The following is an 18,399-nucleotide window of genomic DNA, read 5'->3' as shown; positions in this document are numbered from 1 at the left end:
GCCTCAACGATAGGTTTGCACGAGGCCGTGCAACAGGGCCGACCAGCCGTCGAGCACGACGAACAGCAACAGCTTCAGGGGAATGGCGATGTTGGTGGGCGAGGCCTGCGTCAGCCCGATGGCCACCAGCACGTTGGCGACGACCAAGTCGACCACGATGAACGCCAGGTACAGCAGGAAGCCGATACGGAAACCCTCCGCCAGCTCGCTGACGACGAAAGCCGGCGCCACCACCATCAGGTCGTCGGGGCGCAGGTCTTCGGCATCCTTCTTCGGCCACAGGTCGGCCGCCGACTTCAGGAAATAGCGCTTCTCGCGTTCGTGCGCATGCTTGGAAAGAAAGCTGCGAAATGGCTCTCTGGCAGCCTCGATCAGGTCGACCGCACGCTGCGAAATGCTGGCCTCGGGCTTGTTCTTGACCGCATCCATCGTCTCGCGGGCGACCGGCATGAGGATGTAGGCGGTCAGCACCAGCGCCAGGCCGTTGATCACCATGGTCGGCGGCACTTGCTGCACGCCGAGCGCGTTGCGCACGAGGTTCAGCACCACCACGATCTTGACGAACGAAGTCAACGACATCACCAAGAACGGCAGCAAGCCCGCCAGGATGGCGAGGGTTGCCAGCGTGACGACATCGCCCGTCTGGAAGTTCATGAACCTGCCCCCGGCATTTCGCTGGCGAGGTCCATGCGCAGGATCCGCACGCCGAGCCGATTGCCCACCGCGACGAGTTCGCCCAGGCCGACGCACTGCCCGGCGACGACCATGCGAACCCGCGATTGCTCGACCGCCATCGGCAGCTCGAGCACGTCGTCGGCGACCAGGCTGGCGATATCGGCGAGCTGCAGCGACGGGCCGGCCATTTCGAACTGCACGGGAAGCTCCATACGGGCGAGCGCATCCGAAATTCCGGCATCGCCGGCGTGGCCGTGATGCGAGTTCGTCGAAGGAACGGGCGCCATGTCCGGCATGGCCAGATCGAGTGGAGAGGTAAGGGTCATCTTGGTGTCCTGAAGAAGAACCGGCACGCGCAGCGCACCTCGCGAGCCGGGGCCCCAGGCCAGGCATGCGTTGACCATGGGCATGCCGGCCGCACCGGCACCGGGTCGCGCCGGAACGTCGGGAAGCAGCAGAACGTCCCGCTGCCGCAGCCTTTGCAAGACCTGGTTCGAAAGGCCGCGCGATGCGAGCACGACACGGCTCGGCAGACGCATGCGGAGTGCGCCCTGCGCCAGGCGCGGCGGCGTTTTGTCGAGCGAACGCTCGAGGGAGCGGAAGAGGGCTTCGTCCATTCGAAGAAGCTGCGCCCTGCTGTCACCTCGGCTCAGCTCGACACCGATGCTTCGGCTGCCTGGCGGCGCGGTGGTGCGCAGGTCGACCGAAAGCAACTCGGCTGCCGAAGCGCCGATGCATTCCGACAGCAACAACATGGCAACCGCGCTACGCCGGCCGGCGTCGGGCAACCCGGCGGCCAAGGCGAGGTCAGGCCATTGGCGAGGCTCCAGGGCAAGGTCGAATTCGCCGACGGAAGTACACACGATCGCCAGTAGCGCATCCGGCGCGATGGGCGCCGAAGGGGTCAAATCGGTCCGAAATGCGAAGAAATTCGGCTGCGCGCCACGCGAGACCGTCCGACCCGCCCAGCGCCGAAGACGCACGGCTGCACCGTCGGCCGAAGGCAAGGCGCGTGACAGGTTGACGAATGCGGCGTTCACGGCGAAGGGATGGATTGCTGGACGAAGCGGGATGGCATTGGATTTGAAGCGAGCGTAGGGACTCGCTTACTTTTGAGACCACCCCACCCGAAGCTGCGTCCCGTTTTGCGAACCGTTCATCGTGTTGAGGCTGGATGGGCCTTCGCGAGATGTCGGAAAGACGAACAAATGCAGGCCGCCCCTCGCCAATCGGCACCCGGGCCATCACAACTTCGCCTGCCGCCGCAGGGCTTCGCCCACTCGGCAGCCCGCCTGCGAGACCCAGGCCTACGCTTTGATCCATCGAACCGACAACAAGGAATCGCCGACATGTACTTCCCGACCCCACACGTGTCCGCAGCTCAGCAGAGCTCGGTCTCACCGCTTGCTGCCCGAACGAAGGACGCGAATGCAGCCGGCGCGAAATCAGCCGAAGTGCCCCGGGAGGACGAACGCTTCTCGGATCTGCTCGGCGCGCCTCCTGCGGCCGCAGGAGGCCATTTCAGTGTTCAGGAGTCCACGGCGGTCGATGCCATTTCGATGCCGGCCTCGAGGGTCGAGGAAATCGCGCGTGATGCTCTGGAAAGCATGCTCAAACAGATCGACGACCAGGCCGGCCAATACCTGGCGCTGCGCGACCACGTGCTGGCCAATGGCTCGCCGGAGCAGTTGGCAGCGCTGGAAACCACCATCGCCAACTTTCTGCGGGCCTCGGAAAACGCGATGGTGAAACTGGTCGCCAACGTCAGCACCAGCTTGATCCCGCCCAGCTCCCCTGCCATGGAAAAGCTCCTGAAGTTCGTTGGCACAGACATCTGGGACGGCATTCGCGAGCTTGAGCGCGAGATGCAGGATGCGCTTGACGAAGAAATCAAAATGGGCATTGTCGGGGACGTCGATGGCACCCGCTACGCCGAAACCTGCCGATACCTCGCCAGGCAACTCGGCGATCGTCTGAATGAGCAGGCTCGGCAAATCGGGGTTGGTCAAGTCCAGCACTTCACCTTCAATCCGCGCCAACTGACCGAAGTCATCGCCATGAACGCCCAACTCAAACGCGCGAAGGAGTTGGCTCTTGCTCCGGCACCGATGAAAGCGCCCACCGATATGGCGGCAAATCAGGCTGCGAAGCCCGTGCTGGCTCAGCGCCCGCTCGACGGGAACCAGATCGACGACTAAGCCGTCCCGAGGGCGATAGCCAGTATGGGCATGAGCGTCTCGTCGCCTTTCGGTTTGCTCGACACAACTTCGTCTGAGCTGCAAAAACCCGAAGAGCCCGAATGGATCATGGGTCGCTGCAGATCTTTGATGAACCAGACAAGCGAGACATGACCACCACCAGCCCGCCGCGAAAACCACGGACTTGAACCGACTCCGCCGGGTAGGGCGTCGTTGCTGAAAGTCCAGCGACACACGCGGTACCCGCACCATCCGCTTCGCTTTAGGAATCGTCCTAGACAGATGCAAGCGGAATGCAAGTGCCGCAGCCATCGAGGCTCGACACACTGAAGGAATCCCGCCCTCTATCGGTTGACCCCGGTTCCAAGATGATTGCCTACCACTACTTGCTCATCAGTTCCACGATCGACTGCGGCGCCATCGCGCCACCCGCGTCGCTCTGCATGGCCGAGGGCCGCCTGTCAGAGGCCATGACAGCCGTGCTCAGCGCCAGCGAGACCAACACCGAACCGCTCCAGCTTGCGAGATTGCGACAGGTTTGCGGTGATATCCACCTGCTGCGTGGCGCGTTCGAGGAAGCAGAGGACGTCTACCGCCAGTCGCTGAAGGCCCTGGAACCGTCGGTCGACGCGGAAGCGCTCTCATGCCGGTCGGCAGGTCTGCTCGCCCTCTTCCAGCGACGCTTCGAAACGGCTGCGAGCTGTTTCCAGAAAGTCCACCGAAGCACCTGCACGGCTGCATTGCGTTTGGAGGCCCACGCGCTCCTGGCGGGTGTCTTCTTCGAATCCGGCCTGCGTGCCCGAGCACGTGAATTGCTGACCACCGGCGCAGAAGAAGCGGCGGGCCTGGGTGCTTTCGGCTGGCAGCAACTGATGCTGCTCATGGCCTTTGACTTCAACGTACGCAACGCGGTGCAGCAATCCCAAGGATTGCGGGACGACATCTACTGGCAGTCGCTGGGCGCGGGCAGCGCTGTGGTGGAACCACCGGTCATGCAGCAGGCGTCCGGCCCTTGCGATGGCGCCTCCAGCCGACTGGTTCGGCAGCGTGCCGATCAGTTGGCCCGCTTGCTGGCCCTCGCACGCGGTCAGTCGTGCGACACCCTCACCGTGCAGAACTGCCTGAGCCACACGCGCCAGCTGTCGCCGCAATGCCACCAGACCGTGGTGCTGGAAATGACACAGGCGGCACTGGCCGGCAAGCTGGTCCACATCGCCGAGATCCTGATCGTCGGCGGCGGCTCCACTACCCTGCAGCGCAGCCTGGCCAACGCCGATGGAACCGACCCCCAGCAGCGGCAGCTGGTGTATTGCTACGCGAAGCTGCGCTTGCTGCAAGGCCTGTCCGACGAAGGGCTGACGATGTATGCCAACTACGCCTTGCTGGCCATGCAGGCCATGCGACACGTCTACCCGATCTCCCAGCGCTACGACGAAAAGCCGTCGAGTCACTACGCAGTGGTCAAGGACGACATCAGTGCCCGACTTCCCGCTCGCTATCGTCGCGCCTATCAATACATGGTGGCCCACGCACACATGCCCAGCCTGTCCATCAACGACATCGCCAATGTCATCGGCGTTTCCGAACGTGCATTGCAATTGGCGTTCAAGGAGCACATCGGTCTGTCGCCGCGCGAAGTGCTTCGCCGGCATCGCATGCAGAAAATCAGGGAAGACCTGCAGGAAGCAACCGGTGCGGGCGTGATGGAGGTGGCCATGAAACACGGCATCAAGAATCGGACCGCGCTGACGGCTGGCTATCGTCGTTACTACAACGAGACGCCCAGCCAGACCAGCATGGGCTGATACGCCAGGCCGGTCGAATCCGTGGCCGAGCCGCGCGACATCCGCGACTACACGACGCTGGCGGAAATCAATCGCCGGCGCGGCAAGGCGCTCCAATTGCAGCGTCGCCAGGCCCAGGAAGTGCTCGACCGCCTTCGTGAGCGCGAGACGATCTGCCGCGATGCGCTGGCCGCCCGACAGGAGGAGGACCGAACTTACGCGCAGACGCTCATCGCGCGCACAGCCGCTGGGGCGGCGGTGCGGATCGCCGATCTGCAGGGTGGCCGCGACCATCTCGACACATTGCGCCAACGCACCGATGGCGCCGCCCAGGAACTCACGAACGCCGTGGCCGCAAGCCAAGAGGCTGCCGCGTCCTGCGACGAACTGTCGCGGCAAATCGCCGCGAATGGTGTGTTGGTCGACCTTCTGGAGAGCCAGGCTCGGCAATGGCGTCAGGTGTTGGTGCTGGCGGCCGAAGACCGTGAAGAAGATGAACGATCCGAAAGCCATGGCACCACCCGGCCGGAGCGCGTTTGACTCAGCCCGATCGCCGTTCGGCTTTACGGCGTCCGGGGTCGCCACGCACGGTGAGGGAATGCCATTCCGCCATCACCCGGGTATCTGCAAATCCATGGCGTTCGATCGCCTCGCAAAGGCGCAGCGCCTTCTCTGCCTCCGGAGTGCCACGAAGCAATTGACACAAGCGTAACGTCGCATGTCGCCATGCGATGCCGACGGATCGAATCCGCGACGCCATGTCGGGCGTATCGGGCGGCGCATTGAGCACCGGGTTTTCTTCGTCGAAGAGCAGTAACCATCGGTTGGCCAGGCGGGAAGCCTCTTCCGAATTACCCGCACCGTTCGAGCCGCGGAAAAAAACATCGAGAGGCTGAAAGTCGTCCAGATCGACCCTGCAATACGTAGGCACGAGCGAGAGACGGCCGGCACTCACTCGAATGGCAGCCGCATTACCCAGCGTACCGCGCAGCCGCCTGACAGTGCTGGCAAAATTGCTGCTTGCCGCCGCCCCCTCCGCCTCTGGCCACATGGCGTCGATAACGGCCGCAACGCCCAAAGGTGAGCCCCAACGTGCCAGCACCAGCCAACGCAGCAATTGCAGTTGCCGGCCACGGAGGGATCCAACCGGACGCCCGTCCGCACCGATGACCTGCAAACCTCCGAATGTGCGAATTCGGAGGTGTTCGCCTGCATCCGAGCCCAGAAGCGGCAGGGGCTGCATGGAAAACCCCTCGTCAACGTTGGCATCCCCGAATGCCAGACTCAATTCCGCTTCACGATGGCTTGCGCCCTCGTCGATAGCTTGGTGGTCGCGGGGCGCGAGCATGTCATCCACGTTAAGACGTCTGGCCGCAATCGAAGACCGCCTTTCCCATTTCTGGCCGGACTCGCCTTGCATCAGCGCTGCCCCTCATGAACGGCGATGCGTTCGTTGCCGTACTGTCTCAGGAATTCGTGGTCGGTGTGTACGCCTAGTTTCCGGAAACCGGCACGTTTTTGAGAACTTACCGTCTTCACACTTCGCTGAAATTTCAAGGCGATGCTGGTCACGCTCATACCCTGAAGAAAGCAGCGCAACACCTCGTTTTCGCGCGGCGAAAGCGCAGCGGCCGCCCCACCGAGACCTGCCCATTTGTCGGCTGAGTGGGATGGTTTAGCAAAAAGTGTTTCGCCCATGGCGAGGGCACGTATCGCGTGCAGCAAAGGCTCCAGTCCTGCGCTTTTTGCCAGAAAGCCATGGGCTCCTGCCTTTCGTACAACGTCGGCAACCTGTTTGCTTTCGTGACTGGTGTAGACAAGGATGCGCACGTGCGGGAAATACGATCTGATGCGCCGAACAAGGCTCCAGCCATCGATCTCACGTGAGGAGAGCTGGTAATCGAGTACCAGGACGTGACAGGGCCGGCTTGCCAATAGGCCCAGCAGTTCCGCAGCGGTAGCGGCCGCCCCCGTCCAGGCGAACCCAATACCGTTTTTGGTCAGGAGTTCAATCCCGTACCGCACCACGGCGTGGTCATCCAGTACCGCTACGTGGATAGCTTTCGAGACACCGGCACCTGCGGATGGCGCCTCGAGCGCAGTCGTCCCAACCGTCATGATCGACAGCCGAATTTTTTCCCGAACCACGCACTGACGACCTTCGCACCCACGGTAGCCCGCTCGTGCCGGATGCACCATGACCGCCAAGTGCGGGGGTTTACCGACGCTTCCCACGAGACGGCATGGTCAACATCTGGTTCAGCCGAATTTCCGATCTTCATTCGAGGGCTCCCACCTGGATGGACGCGAGCTCGCGGCCACTTTCCCGGTCGACATAAAAATGTCAACGAATCAGCACGGACACTTCGATGGCCGCGTCGGTGTGGCGTACAGGGCTGCAACTCCACCGCTGCGAGCCGGATGACATCGCCGTGCACAGCTGCGCAAATTCCGAGTCAATGAAAGCTGAGCAGGATGCGAGACCATCGGCGGATTTCCTGATGCTCATCAGCACCACCAGCTGGTCGGGCGAGGGTTCGCTCAACACCAGCCAGATCGGGTAGGTTCCTGCCGGCAAGCGCAGCTGCGCGTGCAAAAGCGTTTGGAAGATGAGACAGATCGAATGGGCCGTGATATGCCGTGCTCTCACGTTCGCAGGGGCCGTGATGCATATGGGAAGCTGCCAGCCCCGGGCGCCAGCAATCAAGGCGACGTAGTGCTCTACCAAGGAGAGCTCGGCGGACACACTGATGGACTTGGGCTCGGCATAGGAAAGGCATTGCCGCAAGTAGTCGGCCAAATCGCAGATCTGGTCGAGCCTTCCTTCAGGCAAAGCTCCGGATTCGGCGGCCAAGCGATTGAGAAAGTTCATGACAAGGTGAACATCTCCAGCGCTGTCCTGAACCGCCCGGCCGCGCCGGTATCTGGCGCGCTGCGGTTCAGCCAGCCGGTACTGGCGGATGACAGAACCGCCGCGTGCCGAAACGCAATAGCAGCCCAGCACCGCCAGAGCAATGACACCTACCGCCGCGTAACCAGCCGTCCATTCGACTATGCCCATGAATCATGCGTTGCCCGTTGTCGAGGCACATCTGTTCAAAAAAGGCACATTATGTGCCACGCAAGTGTGCGCACACATCTACTTTTGGACGCGCGAATCCGCTCGGACTATGACCTGCTCGACCTCGGTGAATCAGTATGCCCGGTGGTCTTTGAATACCAGGCGAACGGTCTGCAGAATGATGCTCAAATCCAATCGTAACGACCAGTTACGCAAGTAATCTAAGTCGAACTCTATTCGAGATTGCATCTTGTCCAGCGTTTCTGTTTCGCCTCGAAATCCGTTGACTTGTGCCCATCCCGTGATTCCGGGCTTGACCTTGTGCCGGACCATGTACCCCTTGATCAATTTGCGATACAACTCGTTGTGAGACACCGCGTGTGGCCGAGGACCTACGATACTCATCCGCCACTGAAGCACGTTGATGAACTGAGGAAGTTCATCAAGTGACGTCTTACGCATGAAAGCCCCCAGGGGGGTGATTCGACTGTCGTTTCGCTTGGCTTGGCGGACTGCCTCATCGTCTTCCCCGACATGCATCGACCGAAACTTGTAGACTGTGATTTGCTTTCCGTCTAGGCCATACCGACGTTGACGAAAAATAATCGGGCCGGGCGACGTGAGCTTTATCGCGATGCTAAGGCCGATCATCAGCGGCGCGATCAAGCACAGAATGAAGAGAGCGAGAACCATGTCACTGCTGCGCTTTATTACGCCCATCATTCCATGAAATGGCGTTTCGCAGACCGCGATGACCGGAATACCTTCCACGTTTGATGCCCGCGCTTGAATAAGGTCAGTCACAAACATATCTGGAACGAAGTAAATCGAAGCAGTCGTATCCTTGAGGGCATCGAGAATCTCAAGCACGCGCGGTTCGGCGGCCATGGGCAGCGAGAGAAATATCACCGCAACATCGTTTTCTCTCACATAAGCGGGTAAATCATCCACGATCCCCAACCGAAACTGAGAAGCTTCTGCCGGAAGGCGAACGAAATCCCGGTCGTCGAAAAAACCTGAAAACGACAGCCGTGACAACGACGCATGATTGATGCGCTCGGCAAGTGCCAAACCTTGTGCATTTACGCCAACGATCACGACCTTTTGCGGGGCCCCTTGCAACGCCGTGATCCATGGCGCAAGCTTTTTAAGGAGCAGGAGCGCGAGGATAAGTGCAGAAGGCGCTACCCAGAGCCAATTGGCGAGCACTCCAGTGTCGAACAATGGCAGCGCTCGCGTTGCATATCCCCCCATCAATAACAATGCGGCGATCCAAACCCAGGAAACCATGACCCGCGCGGCAAGTTGCCAGATTGGAAGTTGTGAACGCGAAAGGCCGGGAAAAGTTAGCGCAAAAATTATCAACGACAGCACCATATAGGGCGCCGTTACCTCACCCAAAGCGTGCGCGGCAAGAATCCAAAGCGAGCCGATCAAGACACACGGCTCCAGGATCGACTCGATCACGCCCACCAACCCCTCGCGAGGCCCGGGAGCCGCTACTTGACGTCTGGCTCGGGCGGTCGAGCCCTGACTATTCATTGGCCCGTGCCGCCTTGAATGCAGAAACAGCTTGCATGCGGTTGGATACATCCAACTTTTTGAATATCCGCTGCATGTGGTTTTTCACGGTGAACGAGCTGATATTGAGGATGCTGCCGATCTCGAAATTCGTCTTCCCCATTTCAACCCAATGCATGATCTCCACCTCACGCGGACTCAGGTTCCAAAGATCTGCAGGCGAGGCTTCCGTGGACGTGACGACTGGCTTTTCGACGTCTCCGTTGTTCTGTTGATGCGGAAGGTGCGCAACCTGCCGGAGCGCCGTATCGATGTAAGGCAACAAAACTTCCATGGCGCTGCAGACCGCGTCGCCGTAGATGGTCTTTGTGCTCAGGATGATATAGATGCAATCGTGTTGACCACGCTCATCGCTGATTCCATGCACCAGCATGGAGCGGGCACGTTGCAACCCGTCCCCCAATTCTCGCTGAAGGTCGACATCATCCGTGAACCAACCCGCTTCGTTGGCGGTAATCACGAACGGCCGCTTCTGGTACTTGAGCCAATGTTGAAAAAGTGATTTTAGAAATGGCGTAAGCGCCTTTGAATCGATATTTTCAGAGCGAACGCCGTGCAGGTCGGACACCACATCGTGATACAACGTCCCGCGCTCGAAATTACCCCATCCTGCAACCAGAATGTCGTGTGGAATGTGCGCCTGCACATCTCCCTGAAGCCAGACAAGCAAATCGAAATGCCGCTTGACGCTGACGGCCTGCGTAATGATCCGGAAGTAACGACTGATGTCATCGGACGAAAGCGATGAAAAGAATGTCATGACGTCAAACCGATCTAGGCGGCATCCACCCGTAGCCGCCGACTGCCCCGGACCCCAGCATCACCAGCCTTGCTCACCAGCCTGTCAATAATCCACATGTGTGTGTTCACTCACTTCCGTCTATTTCATGATTCATGTTGATACAGCTTGACACAAGAAGAATAGCGCAATTCTTCACCGCATCCCATACCAACGACAGTCGCATAAGGTAATTGATGCGAGAGAAATGCGCTAGTTCAACGAGTTACGCGAGACATTGCAAGCTAGTCTCATCGGTCTATTGAGAGTTGTGATGGTGACATGCGACATTGAAGACGTCCCCTCCGTCCCTTGTCCTCTACTTTTATGGAAATCACCATGCGCAAACTATTTACCGCTGCAGCGGTCGCTGCCGTCCTTGCCTGCAGTTTTCAGGCACCGGCCCAAGCGGCCCCGACCGACCTCGGCGCTATCACCGGAACCAAAGTCATTTCATCCGTCACGAAAACCGGGACATTCGCTGACCTTTGGCATTTCTCCACCCCGCTCGATAGCGCTGCAGGCTTCGCAACCACCTCCATCAAGTTCTCTACCGGCTACGGTATCGAAGTACAGAGCATGCAAGTGTTCTTGGGAGCGTTCGCCGATGAAGCTTCGTTGAACGGCCTGACACCAGTGTCTCTTCCCGCGATCAAAAATCTGGTGCCGACGGGCGCCAATCCTGTTGCGAACGACACGAGGTTTTCGACGTATGCGTCATTGTTGGAAAGCCAGGTTTACACCCTCGCCGTCACGGGTAAGAGCAACGGAGTAAGCACATACACTGGATTGATCGCGATCTCGCCGTTGAACATCGCTCCACCCGTGCCTGAGCCCGAAACTTATGCGATGCTTGCTGCCGGCCTAGGCATGATGGGCTTCATCGCACGCCGACGCCAAAAGAATCGGTAATTTGCCACACTTCGCTTCTGCGGAGAAAAAATAATGGAGTACCGCGAGGTACTCCATTGTTTTTGGCTGTAAGATAAAACTGGTGAAAACTCGCCCTGAGTCGGAGCCAGAAAAAATCAAGCCCGCAATTTGATCAAAAATAACATAGCGAGTTGAGATTGGATGAGTAAGCCATTTTGAACAATGAGTCGAAATCGATCCATGGTTCAAACAAGACACCGCACTGCATGGGAGAAAGGCATTCGTGAGAACCGACAAGCGAATTTTTCAAGAAATCGTCACCAGCGCGCACTCAATTCTGAAAATAATGTGCATTTTTCCCGCCTGCAACGGCGCCCCGATGGCACTTTAGCCATAGCTTCCAAAACAATACTGCCCTGCTCGTCATAAAATGAAAAAGATTTCAGGCTGGATCTTTTCCGCACATTGCATTCCAATTTTTCTCGTTGCAACGGGTGCACGCGCGAATCCGAACGATGCGCTCCAGTTGTCGGCGAGCTATAGCATCAGTCACACAGACAACCTATTTCTACTTTCCAAAAGTCGAGATGCGCAGGCACTCATTGGCAGGAGTTCTGCCGCCGAAACCATCCACGCGACGACGGCAGGATTGAATTTTGATAAGGATTACGGACTACAGAACGTCAAGCTAAATGTCAACGCGGTCAACTATGATTATAAAAATTTCGGCTACCTCGGATTTACCGCGTTAAACTACACCGGCACCTTTGGCTGGAGCCTCACTCCTAGGTTTCGCGGAAGTGTCTTTGCCGACAGGCAAGAAAATTTGAGCGGATTTAACGACTTCCGAAATTACACTGTCCGAAACAAACGGATCGCCACCACGACGCGCGCACAAGGTTTATATGAGCTCGACGGTACTTGGCAAGTGATCGGCTCTGTTTATCGGCAAGAGGTTAAAAACAGTGCCACGATTATTGAACAAAGAGCCTTCAGCACAGATTCCGTCGACGCTGGATTGAAGAAAGTTTTCCCTTCGGGATCAGAAATTGTTTACACAATACGGAGAGGCAGCGGCGACTATTCCGACGCTTCATTTGCAACCCAGCTTTTTCTACCATCTTCGTATACTGAAACCGAGAATCAACTCAACGTTCGCTGGTTTTTAAGCGCAAAAACGCTGCTAAATGCCCGAGTGTCGTACCTGCAGAAAAATTTCGGCAATTACGACTTTCGAGACTACAGCGGCCTCAATGCAAGCTCCACTTTGTTTTGGTCGGTGAGCCCTCGCGTGGATTTGGCGATAACATTGAGCCGACAGATTGCCGATTATCAGACGGTCTATTCGAGCTACGTGGAATCCGACCGTATCGCCTTTGCGCCGTCATGGCAAATCAAAGAAAAACTAAAACTGATCTTCAACCAAGAATTTTCACACCGAAACTTCAAGGGGGCAACTCCGGTTGGCGCCACAAACGTTCAGCGTTCGGACCATCTGAATCTGACGCGTTTGAGCATCGAGTGGGAACCTCGTGAAAAAATGCAGTTGAGCGCTTGGTTCCAGCGTAACAACAGAAGTACCAATTTTACCGGGTTCGATTTTAATGCTCGAACCATTGGCCTTTTGGCTCAAATATCCTTTTAATATTCTTGACCCGGCAAAGGACACACCAGTGCAACCGCACCCAGCGCCCAATTCATTTCGCCCGATAATGACGCGTTGCGCCGCCGTCGCGTTTTTGTTTGTGATTTCGGCTTGTTCAGGAAAAAACGCGCCTGAAAGCCAAACGCAGGTAGCCGCGAAGGTCGACAATACTGAAATTTCACTTCACCAGATCAACTATCTGCTGACCCGCGCTAACGCCAACCCCGGATCGCCTGAAGCCGCAGCATCCTTGAAGCGGCAAGTACTCGAAAAGTTGATTGATCAGCAACTGCTGGTGCAAAAATCAATTGAGGACAAGCTGGACAGGTCGCCCGATGTTCAGATGGCGCTCGAAAACGCCCGGAAGGATGTACTCGCAGAAGCTTATCTAAAAGCGGCCGCCGCGAGCAACACGAAGCCATCCGATAAGGAAGTGAATGATTACTACATCAACCATCCGGAGCTTTTCGCCAAACGTCGCGTCTTCCAGTTCACCGAATTCAATGTGCCACGGACTGCCGACAAGGAGGCGGTAGCCGCCGCGATCGAAGGGGTCGAAGCCGGACGGACCAGCGAAGACGTTGCAAAAATCCTGCAAGGTCGCGGTGTGAATTTTGCTAGCACCGAATCTGCACGGTCTTCGGAACAAATTTCGCTGGACATCCTTCCAAAGCTCTACCGGATTCGACAAGGGCAAGGTATCGTGTCAGGCAATGAACAGATGGTTACGATGGTCTTTGTCAAGAATTTCCAGGAAGCGCCGGTTGCGGAAAATGTCGCCGGTCCTCGAATCGCACAGTTTCTGGCCAATCAAAGCGTTAGCCAAAATGTATCTGCTCTAGTCAAGAGCCTGAGATCGAAGTCGCAAATCAGCTACCTCGGTGAATTTTCAGAACCAGTTCCAACACCTGCCAAGTGATGCATCAGCCTACGGAGATCCAGTGAATGTTCAAAATATTTAGAAGCCGACTTTTGACTGCTCTGCTGGTGTTATCAGCGTCTTTACCGAGCATGGCGCAAAACGTCTCCGATTATCGACTTGGCGCAGGCGATGATATTCGCATCCAAGTCTTTCAAAACCCTGATCTCGCCGTCGAAACACGGGTTCCGGATACGGGCGTTATCAGTTATCCGCTCATCGGCAAAGTCAACATCGGTGGCTTGAGCGTCACCGCTGCTCAAAAGGCCATTGCGGACGCTCTTCAGCAAGGGAAGTTCGTCAAGAACCCTCAGGTCACCATCACGCTCGGCCAAATCAGAGGGTCGCAAGTGTCTGTGCTTGGTCAGGTCAACCGACCTGGGCGCTTTCCGCTCGAAAATTACAGCGCTCGCCCAAGCGACATGCTGGCAGCGGCCGGGGGAGTAACGCCTACCGGTGATGACGTTGCCATCGTCATTGGAGTACGCAATGGAAAAGAGTTTAGAGAAACCATTGATATTCCAGGCCTTTTTATAACGATGGACCCCACCAAGCAGATCACTTTGCAGGACGGCGACACCATCTACGTGAATCGGGCGCCCGTTTTCTACATTTATGGTGAAGCGCAACGACCAGGGCCCTACCGTATCGAACGTGGCATGACGATCATGCAGGCCTTGGCGCAAGGAGGCGGTCCGACGCCACGTGGAAGCGAAACGCGACTTCGACTCACGCGGAAGAATGCCAAGGGAGTGGTGGAAGACATTACTCCCAAACTTACCGACCCCATACAGTCCGACGACGTTATTTACGTCCGAGAGAGCCTTTTCTAGCCAGATGAATTGCACGATAGGGCGAATTCCATGACGATTCACCAATTCCTTTTAATATTGCGTGCCCGTTATAAGGCCGCCCTTCTGACACTTTTCTGCACGATTGCCATTGCAGCGATAGTGACGGCTTTAATGCCTCGACGCTACACCGCGACAGCCGCGGTGATGGTCGACGTCAAGTCTCCAGACCCCGTTGCCGGCGTGCTCCTGCCGGGCCTTGTCGCTCCTGGATACATGGCGACGCAGGTTGACATCATCAACAGCGACCGGGTGGCACAACGGGTCGTAACGCTGCTGGGCCTCGACAAGAATCCGGAGGTGCGGAGCCAGTGGGTCGAAGCGACCGATAGCAAAGGAACGTTGGTCAGTTGGCTGGCTAGCAATTTGCAGCGCAACTTGGACGTTCGCCCGGCGCGCGACAGCAACGTCATCACGATCGACTATAAAACTTCCGATCCCGATTTTGCCGCGGCAGCTGCCAATGCCTTCGCGAAAGCCTATGTCGACATCAATCTTGATCTGAAAGTAGAACCAGCCAAACTATATGCGGCCTGGTTTGAGGAACAGACCAAGGTATCACGCGACAAACTGGACGGAGCACAAAAGGCCCTTTACGCCTATCAGCAGAAAGTCGGGATCGTTGCATCGGATGACCGCCTCGATTTCGAGTCTGCGCGCCTGAATGAAGCTGCTACTCAATTAGCAACCATCCAGACCATGACGACCGATAGCCAAAGCAAACGTGGTGCTGGCAGCACGGTCGCCGAGGTGATGCAGAGCCCCCTGGTGAATAGCCTAAAAACCGACATTGCGCGGGTCGAATCCAAGCTTCAGGAAAGTAGCGGCAACTTGGGGTCCAACCATCCGCAGACTTTGCGGACCGAAGCGGAACTGAACAGTCTCAAAGGGCAACTCAATTCCGAGATCTCGCGCATTACCGCTTCGATCAATACGTCTTATCAAGTTGGCAAACAACGCGAACGCGAGCTGCAAAAAGTCGTGGCCGATCAAAAAGCTCGCGTGATCGAAATGAACAACTATCGCAATGAACTCAATGTGCTTCGCGGCGACGTCGCCGCAGCGCAACGCGAGTTTGAAGCAGTTAGTCAACGCGCGGCACAGAGTCGACTTGAGAGCCTCTCGAACCAGACCAATATCGCCACGCTTTCCATCGCAACGCCCCCGTTGGCATCGTCCAGCCCTCGCGTTCTTCTCAACATGTTGGCATCCGTGTTTGTCGGCACGCTTCTAGGGATTGCTGTTGCATTGGCCGTCGAACTCATGAACAGGCGGGTGCGGTCGACTGAAGACCTCGCCTATTTTCTTGAGCTTCCGGTCTTGGCATCCATTTCTTCGAGCAGCCGCCTCTCAGGAAAGGCTCGAAAGCTATCTTCAAACCCCTCGTTGCCTGCACTGGGCCAACGGAGCGCGACATGAACCACTCTCCGATTGAAGTACTTGACCCCAACGGCTCAAATCTCCGCACAAGAGCAGCTGGTGCCGGCCGTTCCATCGGCGCCATTTTGGTCGACCGTGGACGCCTGACACCAGAGAATGCCGAACGCATCCTGAGGCTCCAAAAGGACGAAGGCCTGCGGTTCGGTGAGGCGGCGATCCGACTCGGACTGCTGTCCGAGGACGACATTCGGCACGCACTGTCGCATCAATTCGACTACCCATATCTGCCAGTCGAAGATAACTCGCTGAGCAAGGAGCTTGTCGCGGCGTATCAGCCGTTCAGTCCGTCGGTCGAGCAGTTGCGCGCCCTTCGCAGCCAGTTGATGCTGCGGTGGTTTGACAGTGATGCAAATCGCAAAGCATTGGCTGTTGTCAGTGCCGAAGCAAATGACGGCCGGAGCTATCTTGCCGCCAACCTGGCGATCGTGTTTTCGCAACTAGGCGAGCGAACGCTCTTGATCGACGCCGACCTGCGCAATCCGTCGCAACACAAATTATTCAAGCTCGGCGACGGCCACGGGTTGTCGAGTCTGTTGTCCGACCGTGCGGGAATGGACGCCATCAAGCCCATTACTTCGCTGCTTGGATTGTCGGTTTTGCCGGCGGGCCCCACTCCGCCCAACCCCCAGGAACTGCTTGGTCGATCCTCTTTCACCGGTCTGCTGCAGACGTTGGGGCACGATTTTGACGTCATTATTCTGGACACCCCGGCCGGAACGCGCTACGCGGATGCGGAAACCGTCGCAGTGCGAGCTGGGGCGGCCCTGATGGTGGCGCGACGTGATCGGACATCGTTGCCGAAATCGAACCAGTTGCTGCGCAATCTTCAGCAATTTGGCGCGACGGTGGTGGGATCGGTCCTGAACGATTCCTGAGGCTGGCCATGTACCCTTCAGCTTCATTACCTGTTTCGACACGAGTCGTCGCCTTACGCGAGCACGCGCCGGTCTGGGGTCCGGTGCTTGCCGGTCTGGCCGCACTCTATCTACCGACTTTCGTTGGACTCGCGACAGGGCTTTGGACTGAGGGAGAGCAAGGCCACGGGCCCATGATTCTGGCAATTTGCTGTTGGCTTTTTTACAGAAGATGGGATGAGATGTGGGTCAAAAGCTCTTATGACTCACCATCGGCCTGGGGCTGGCCTGCTGCCTTTATAGGATTGGCACTTTATTTCGTTGGGAGATCGCAGGGAATATTATTGTTTGAAGTGGGTTCGCTCGTCTGGATCCTGTCGGCAATACTGCTACTCACACGTGGGACGATCGCACTGAAAGCGCAGTGGTTCGGCCTTTTCTTCATGCTTTTCATGGTGCCATTACCATCACAGGTAGTGGATCTGGTCACCATGCCCATGAAGATTGCCGTGTCGTATGTCTCGGAGCATGTGCTGTATTGGTTAGGCTATCCCATTTCGCGCACCGGCGTGATCTTGCAAATAGGCCAATACAAGCTGTTGGTGGCCGACGCCTGTGCAGGTCTCCATACCTTGCTGACACTGGAAGCGCTCGGGCTGCTTTACCTAAATATCATTCGTCGCGACTCGACATTTCGTAATACTTGCCTAGCGATTCTCATTATTCCAATCTCGTTTACGGCGAACGTGATTCGCGTCACTAGTTTGGTATTGATAACCTACCATTTCGGCGATGCAGCAGGCCAAGGATTTCTTCACGGCTTTGCAGGAATGGTACTTTTTCTCAGTGCACTTGCGTTGATCATAGGTCTGGATAGTTTGCTCACAACACTTTCCAGACTGAAGACACAAGGCGTCAAATTCCAAAAAACCACTAACGTTGCGCCATGAAACGCTCTCTGCGAAGCCTCATGCTGATGGGCGCCATGCTTGCCACTGCCGCAGTGACTTGGGCAATTACGCCTCGGATGCATATTGCATCCACAAAAGAACCAATAAATTTAAAAAAAGAAATTCCGACGTCATTTGGTGATTGGACTGAGGTTGCGTCAGCTCCATCATTGATTGTCGATCCTGGCAGGCAGAAGGTAATTGACAGAATTTACAGCGAGTCACTTTCAAGGGTTTACGTCAATTCAAAACAATACGCGGTAATGCTGTCAGTAGCCTATGGCAAAGATCAACGCGACGGCTTTGAACTTCACCAACCAGAGGTCTGCTACCCGGCGCAAGGTTTCTCGGTCATCGATCGAACGCCGCTTTTGCTTGAAATCGCCGGAAAACCCGTCAGAGCCGTCCAGATGCTGACGCAGGGCCCGCGCCCTGAACCGCTGACCTATTGGACCGTGGTGGGTGAACGTAATTATCAAGGCGGCATCAGTAAAAAACTTGCAGAGATGAGTTATGGGTTCAAAGGACAAATTCCGGACGGCATGTTGGTGCGGGTTTCGTCGGTCGACGGAAATACAGCAACAGCGTACGCAGCGCAGCTCGACTTCGCAAATGCGCTCGTTTCCAGTTTGCCGGGCGGCTTCCGAAATCGCTTTATCGGATCTTCGCAGTAGCACTCGAACTCAACGATCAATGGGTTCTTGACGAATCAGCGACCTGTTTTTCGAAAAAATCGAAAAAACCGCCTGGGGCGCCGTCGTGCGCAGCCGCAATAGTCTTTATACCAGAC

Annotated in this window: 18 protein-coding genes; 11 read left to right on the top strand and 7 right to left on the bottom strand. The window is 57.0% G+C overall.

The window, feature by feature from the left end:
• Positions 1-3: 3 nt before the first annotated feature.
• Together sctR and R9X41_RS04600 are read right to left on the bottom strand one after the other, a co-directional pair.
• Positions 4-654, bottom strand: a complete 651-nt coding sequence (gene sctR / locus R9X41_RS04605) for a type III secretion system export apparatus subunit SctR (RefSeq protein ID WP_318633711.1) — start codon at positions 652-654, stop codon at positions 4-6.
• Entirely contained in the window at positions 651-1,715 is a 1,065-nt protein-coding gene (locus tag R9X41_RS04600; RefSeq protein WP_318633710.1) for a FliM/FliN family flagellar motor switch protein, read from the bottom strand. The genes sctR and R9X41_RS04600 overlap by 4 nt, the downstream gene beginning before the upstream one ends.
• 309 nt (positions 1,716-2,024) lie before the next feature.
• Here R9X41_RS04600 and R9X41_RS04595 point away from each other — a divergent pair, with 309 nt between their 5' ends.
• The 3 genes from R9X41_RS04595 to R9X41_RS04585 all read left to right on the top strand — a co-directional run bounded on the left by R9X41_RS04595 (position 2,025) and on the right by R9X41_RS04585 (position 5,197).
• Positions 2,025-2,873: a hypothetical protein gene (locus R9X41_RS04595; protein WP_318633709.1), complete on the top strand. Its 849-nt coding sequence runs from the start codon at positions 2,025-2,027 to the stop codon at positions 2,871-2,873.
• Between the two features lie 368 nt (positions 2,874-3,241).
• Positions 3,242-4,678, top strand: a complete 1,437-nt coding sequence (locus tag R9X41_RS04590; protein WP_318633708.1) for a helix-turn-helix transcriptional regulator — start codon at positions 3,242-3,244, stop codon at positions 4,676-4,678.
• A 21-nt stretch (positions 4,679-4,699) separates the two neighbouring features.
• Complete coding sequence (locus R9X41_RS04585) at positions 4,700-5,197, top strand: hypothetical protein (protein WP_318633707.1); 498 nt, start codon at positions 4,700-4,702, stop codon at positions 5,195-5,197.
• Position 5,198: 1 nt separating this feature from the next.
• On the opposite strand, the gene R9X41_RS04580 is transcribed toward R9X41_RS04585, so the two are convergent.
• The 5 genes from R9X41_RS04580 to epsA form a co-directional block, all read right to left on the bottom strand.
• Positions 5,199-6,077 carry an AfsR/SARP family transcriptional regulator gene (locus R9X41_RS04580; protein ID WP_318633706.1) on the bottom strand — a complete coding sequence of 293 codons (879 nt, stop codon included), beginning with the start codon at positions 6,075-6,077 and terminating at the stop codon, positions 5,199-5,201.
• Complete coding sequence (locus R9X41_RS04575; protein ID WP_318633705.1) at positions 6,077-6,856, bottom strand: response regulator; 780 nt, start codon at positions 6,854-6,856, stop codon at positions 6,077-6,079. The genes R9X41_RS04580 and R9X41_RS04575 overlap by 1 nt, the downstream gene beginning before the upstream one ends.
• Positions 6,857-7,001: 145 nt before the next feature.
• On the bottom strand, positions 7,002-7,718 hold the full coding sequence (locus R9X41_RS04570; RefSeq protein ID WP_318633704.1) for a hypothetical protein: 717 nt from the start codon (positions 7,716-7,718) through the stop codon (positions 7,002-7,004).
• 132 nt (positions 7,719-7,850) lie between these two features.
• Positions 7,851-9,185, bottom strand: coding sequence for an undecaprenyl-phosphate glucose phosphotransferase (locus R9X41_RS04565; RefSeq protein ID WP_318633703.1), 1,335 nt, complete (start codon positions 9,183-9,185; stop codon positions 7,851-7,853).
• Between the two features lie 67 nt (positions 9,186-9,252).
• Positions 9,253-10,059 carry an XrtB/PEP-CTERM-associated transcriptional regulator EpsA gene (epsA, locus tag R9X41_RS04560; RefSeq protein ID WP_318633702.1) on the bottom strand — a complete coding sequence of 269 codons (807 nt, stop codon included), beginning with the start codon at positions 10,057-10,059 and terminating at the stop codon, positions 9,253-9,255.
• Between the two features lie 345 nt (positions 10,060-10,404).
• Between epsA and R9X41_RS04555 the strand changes: the two genes are divergently transcribed.
• The 8 genes from R9X41_RS04555 (at position 10,405) to epsI (ending at position 18,283) form a co-directional block, all read left to right on the top strand.
• A complete protein-coding gene (locus R9X41_RS04555) occupies positions 10,405-10,989 on the top strand; it encodes an FxDxF family PEP-CTERM protein (protein WP_318633701.1) in 585 nt (194 codons plus the stop codon).
• A gap of 391 nt (positions 10,990-11,380) precedes the next feature.
• Positions 11,381-12,595 carry an XrtB/PEP-CTERM-associated polysaccharide biosynthesis outer membrane protein EpsL gene (gene epsL, locus R9X41_RS04550; protein ID WP_318633700.1) on the top strand — a complete coding sequence of 405 codons (1,215 nt, stop codon included), beginning with the start codon at positions 11,381-11,383 and terminating at the stop codon, positions 12,593-12,595.
• Positions 12,555-13,514, top strand: a complete 960-nt coding sequence (locus R9X41_RS04545; protein ID WP_318633699.1) for an EpsD family peptidyl-prolyl cis-trans isomerase — start codon at positions 12,555-12,557, stop codon at positions 13,512-13,514. The genes epsL and R9X41_RS04545 overlap by 41 nt, the downstream gene beginning before the upstream one ends.
• A gap of 53 nt (positions 13,515-13,567) precedes the next feature.
• Complete coding sequence (gene epsE / locus R9X41_RS04540) at positions 13,568-14,347, top strand: polysaccharide export protein EpsE (RefSeq protein WP_318633698.1); 780 nt, start codon at positions 13,568-13,570, stop codon at positions 14,345-14,347.
• A gap of 30 nt (positions 14,348-14,377) precedes the next feature.
• Positions 14,378-15,784, top strand: coding sequence for a chain length determinant protein EpsF (epsF, locus tag R9X41_RS04535; RefSeq protein ID WP_318633697.1), 1,407 nt, complete (start codon positions 14,378-14,380; stop codon positions 15,782-15,784).
• Entirely contained in the window at positions 15,781-16,680 is a 900-nt protein-coding gene (gene epsG, locus R9X41_RS04530; protein ID WP_318633696.1) for a chain length determinant protein tyrosine kinase EpsG, read from the top strand. The genes epsF and epsG overlap by 4 nt, the downstream gene beginning before the upstream one ends.
• An 8-nt stretch (positions 16,681-16,688) precedes the next feature.
• The gene (gene xrtB / locus R9X41_RS04525) at positions 16,689-17,609 is read left to right on the top strand and encodes an exosortase B (protein ID WP_318633695.1); all 921 of its coding nucleotides are present in this window, start codon (positions 16,689-16,691) and stop codon (positions 17,607-17,609) included.
• Positions 17,606-18,283, top strand: coding sequence for an exosortase-associated protein EpsI, B-type (epsI, locus tag R9X41_RS04520; RefSeq protein WP_318633694.1), 678 nt, complete (start codon positions 17,606-17,608; stop codon positions 18,281-18,283). The genes xrtB and epsI overlap by 4 nt, the downstream gene beginning before the upstream one ends.
• Positions 18,284-18,399 lie beyond the last annotated feature (116 nt).

The organism is Xylophilus sp. GOD-11R (genome assembly GCF_033546935.1).
Classification (GTDB): Bacteria; Pseudomonadota; Gammaproteobacteria; order Burkholderiales; family Burkholderiaceae_C; genus Xylophilus.
This window is presented reverse-complemented; position numbering and strand designations above follow the sequence as displayed.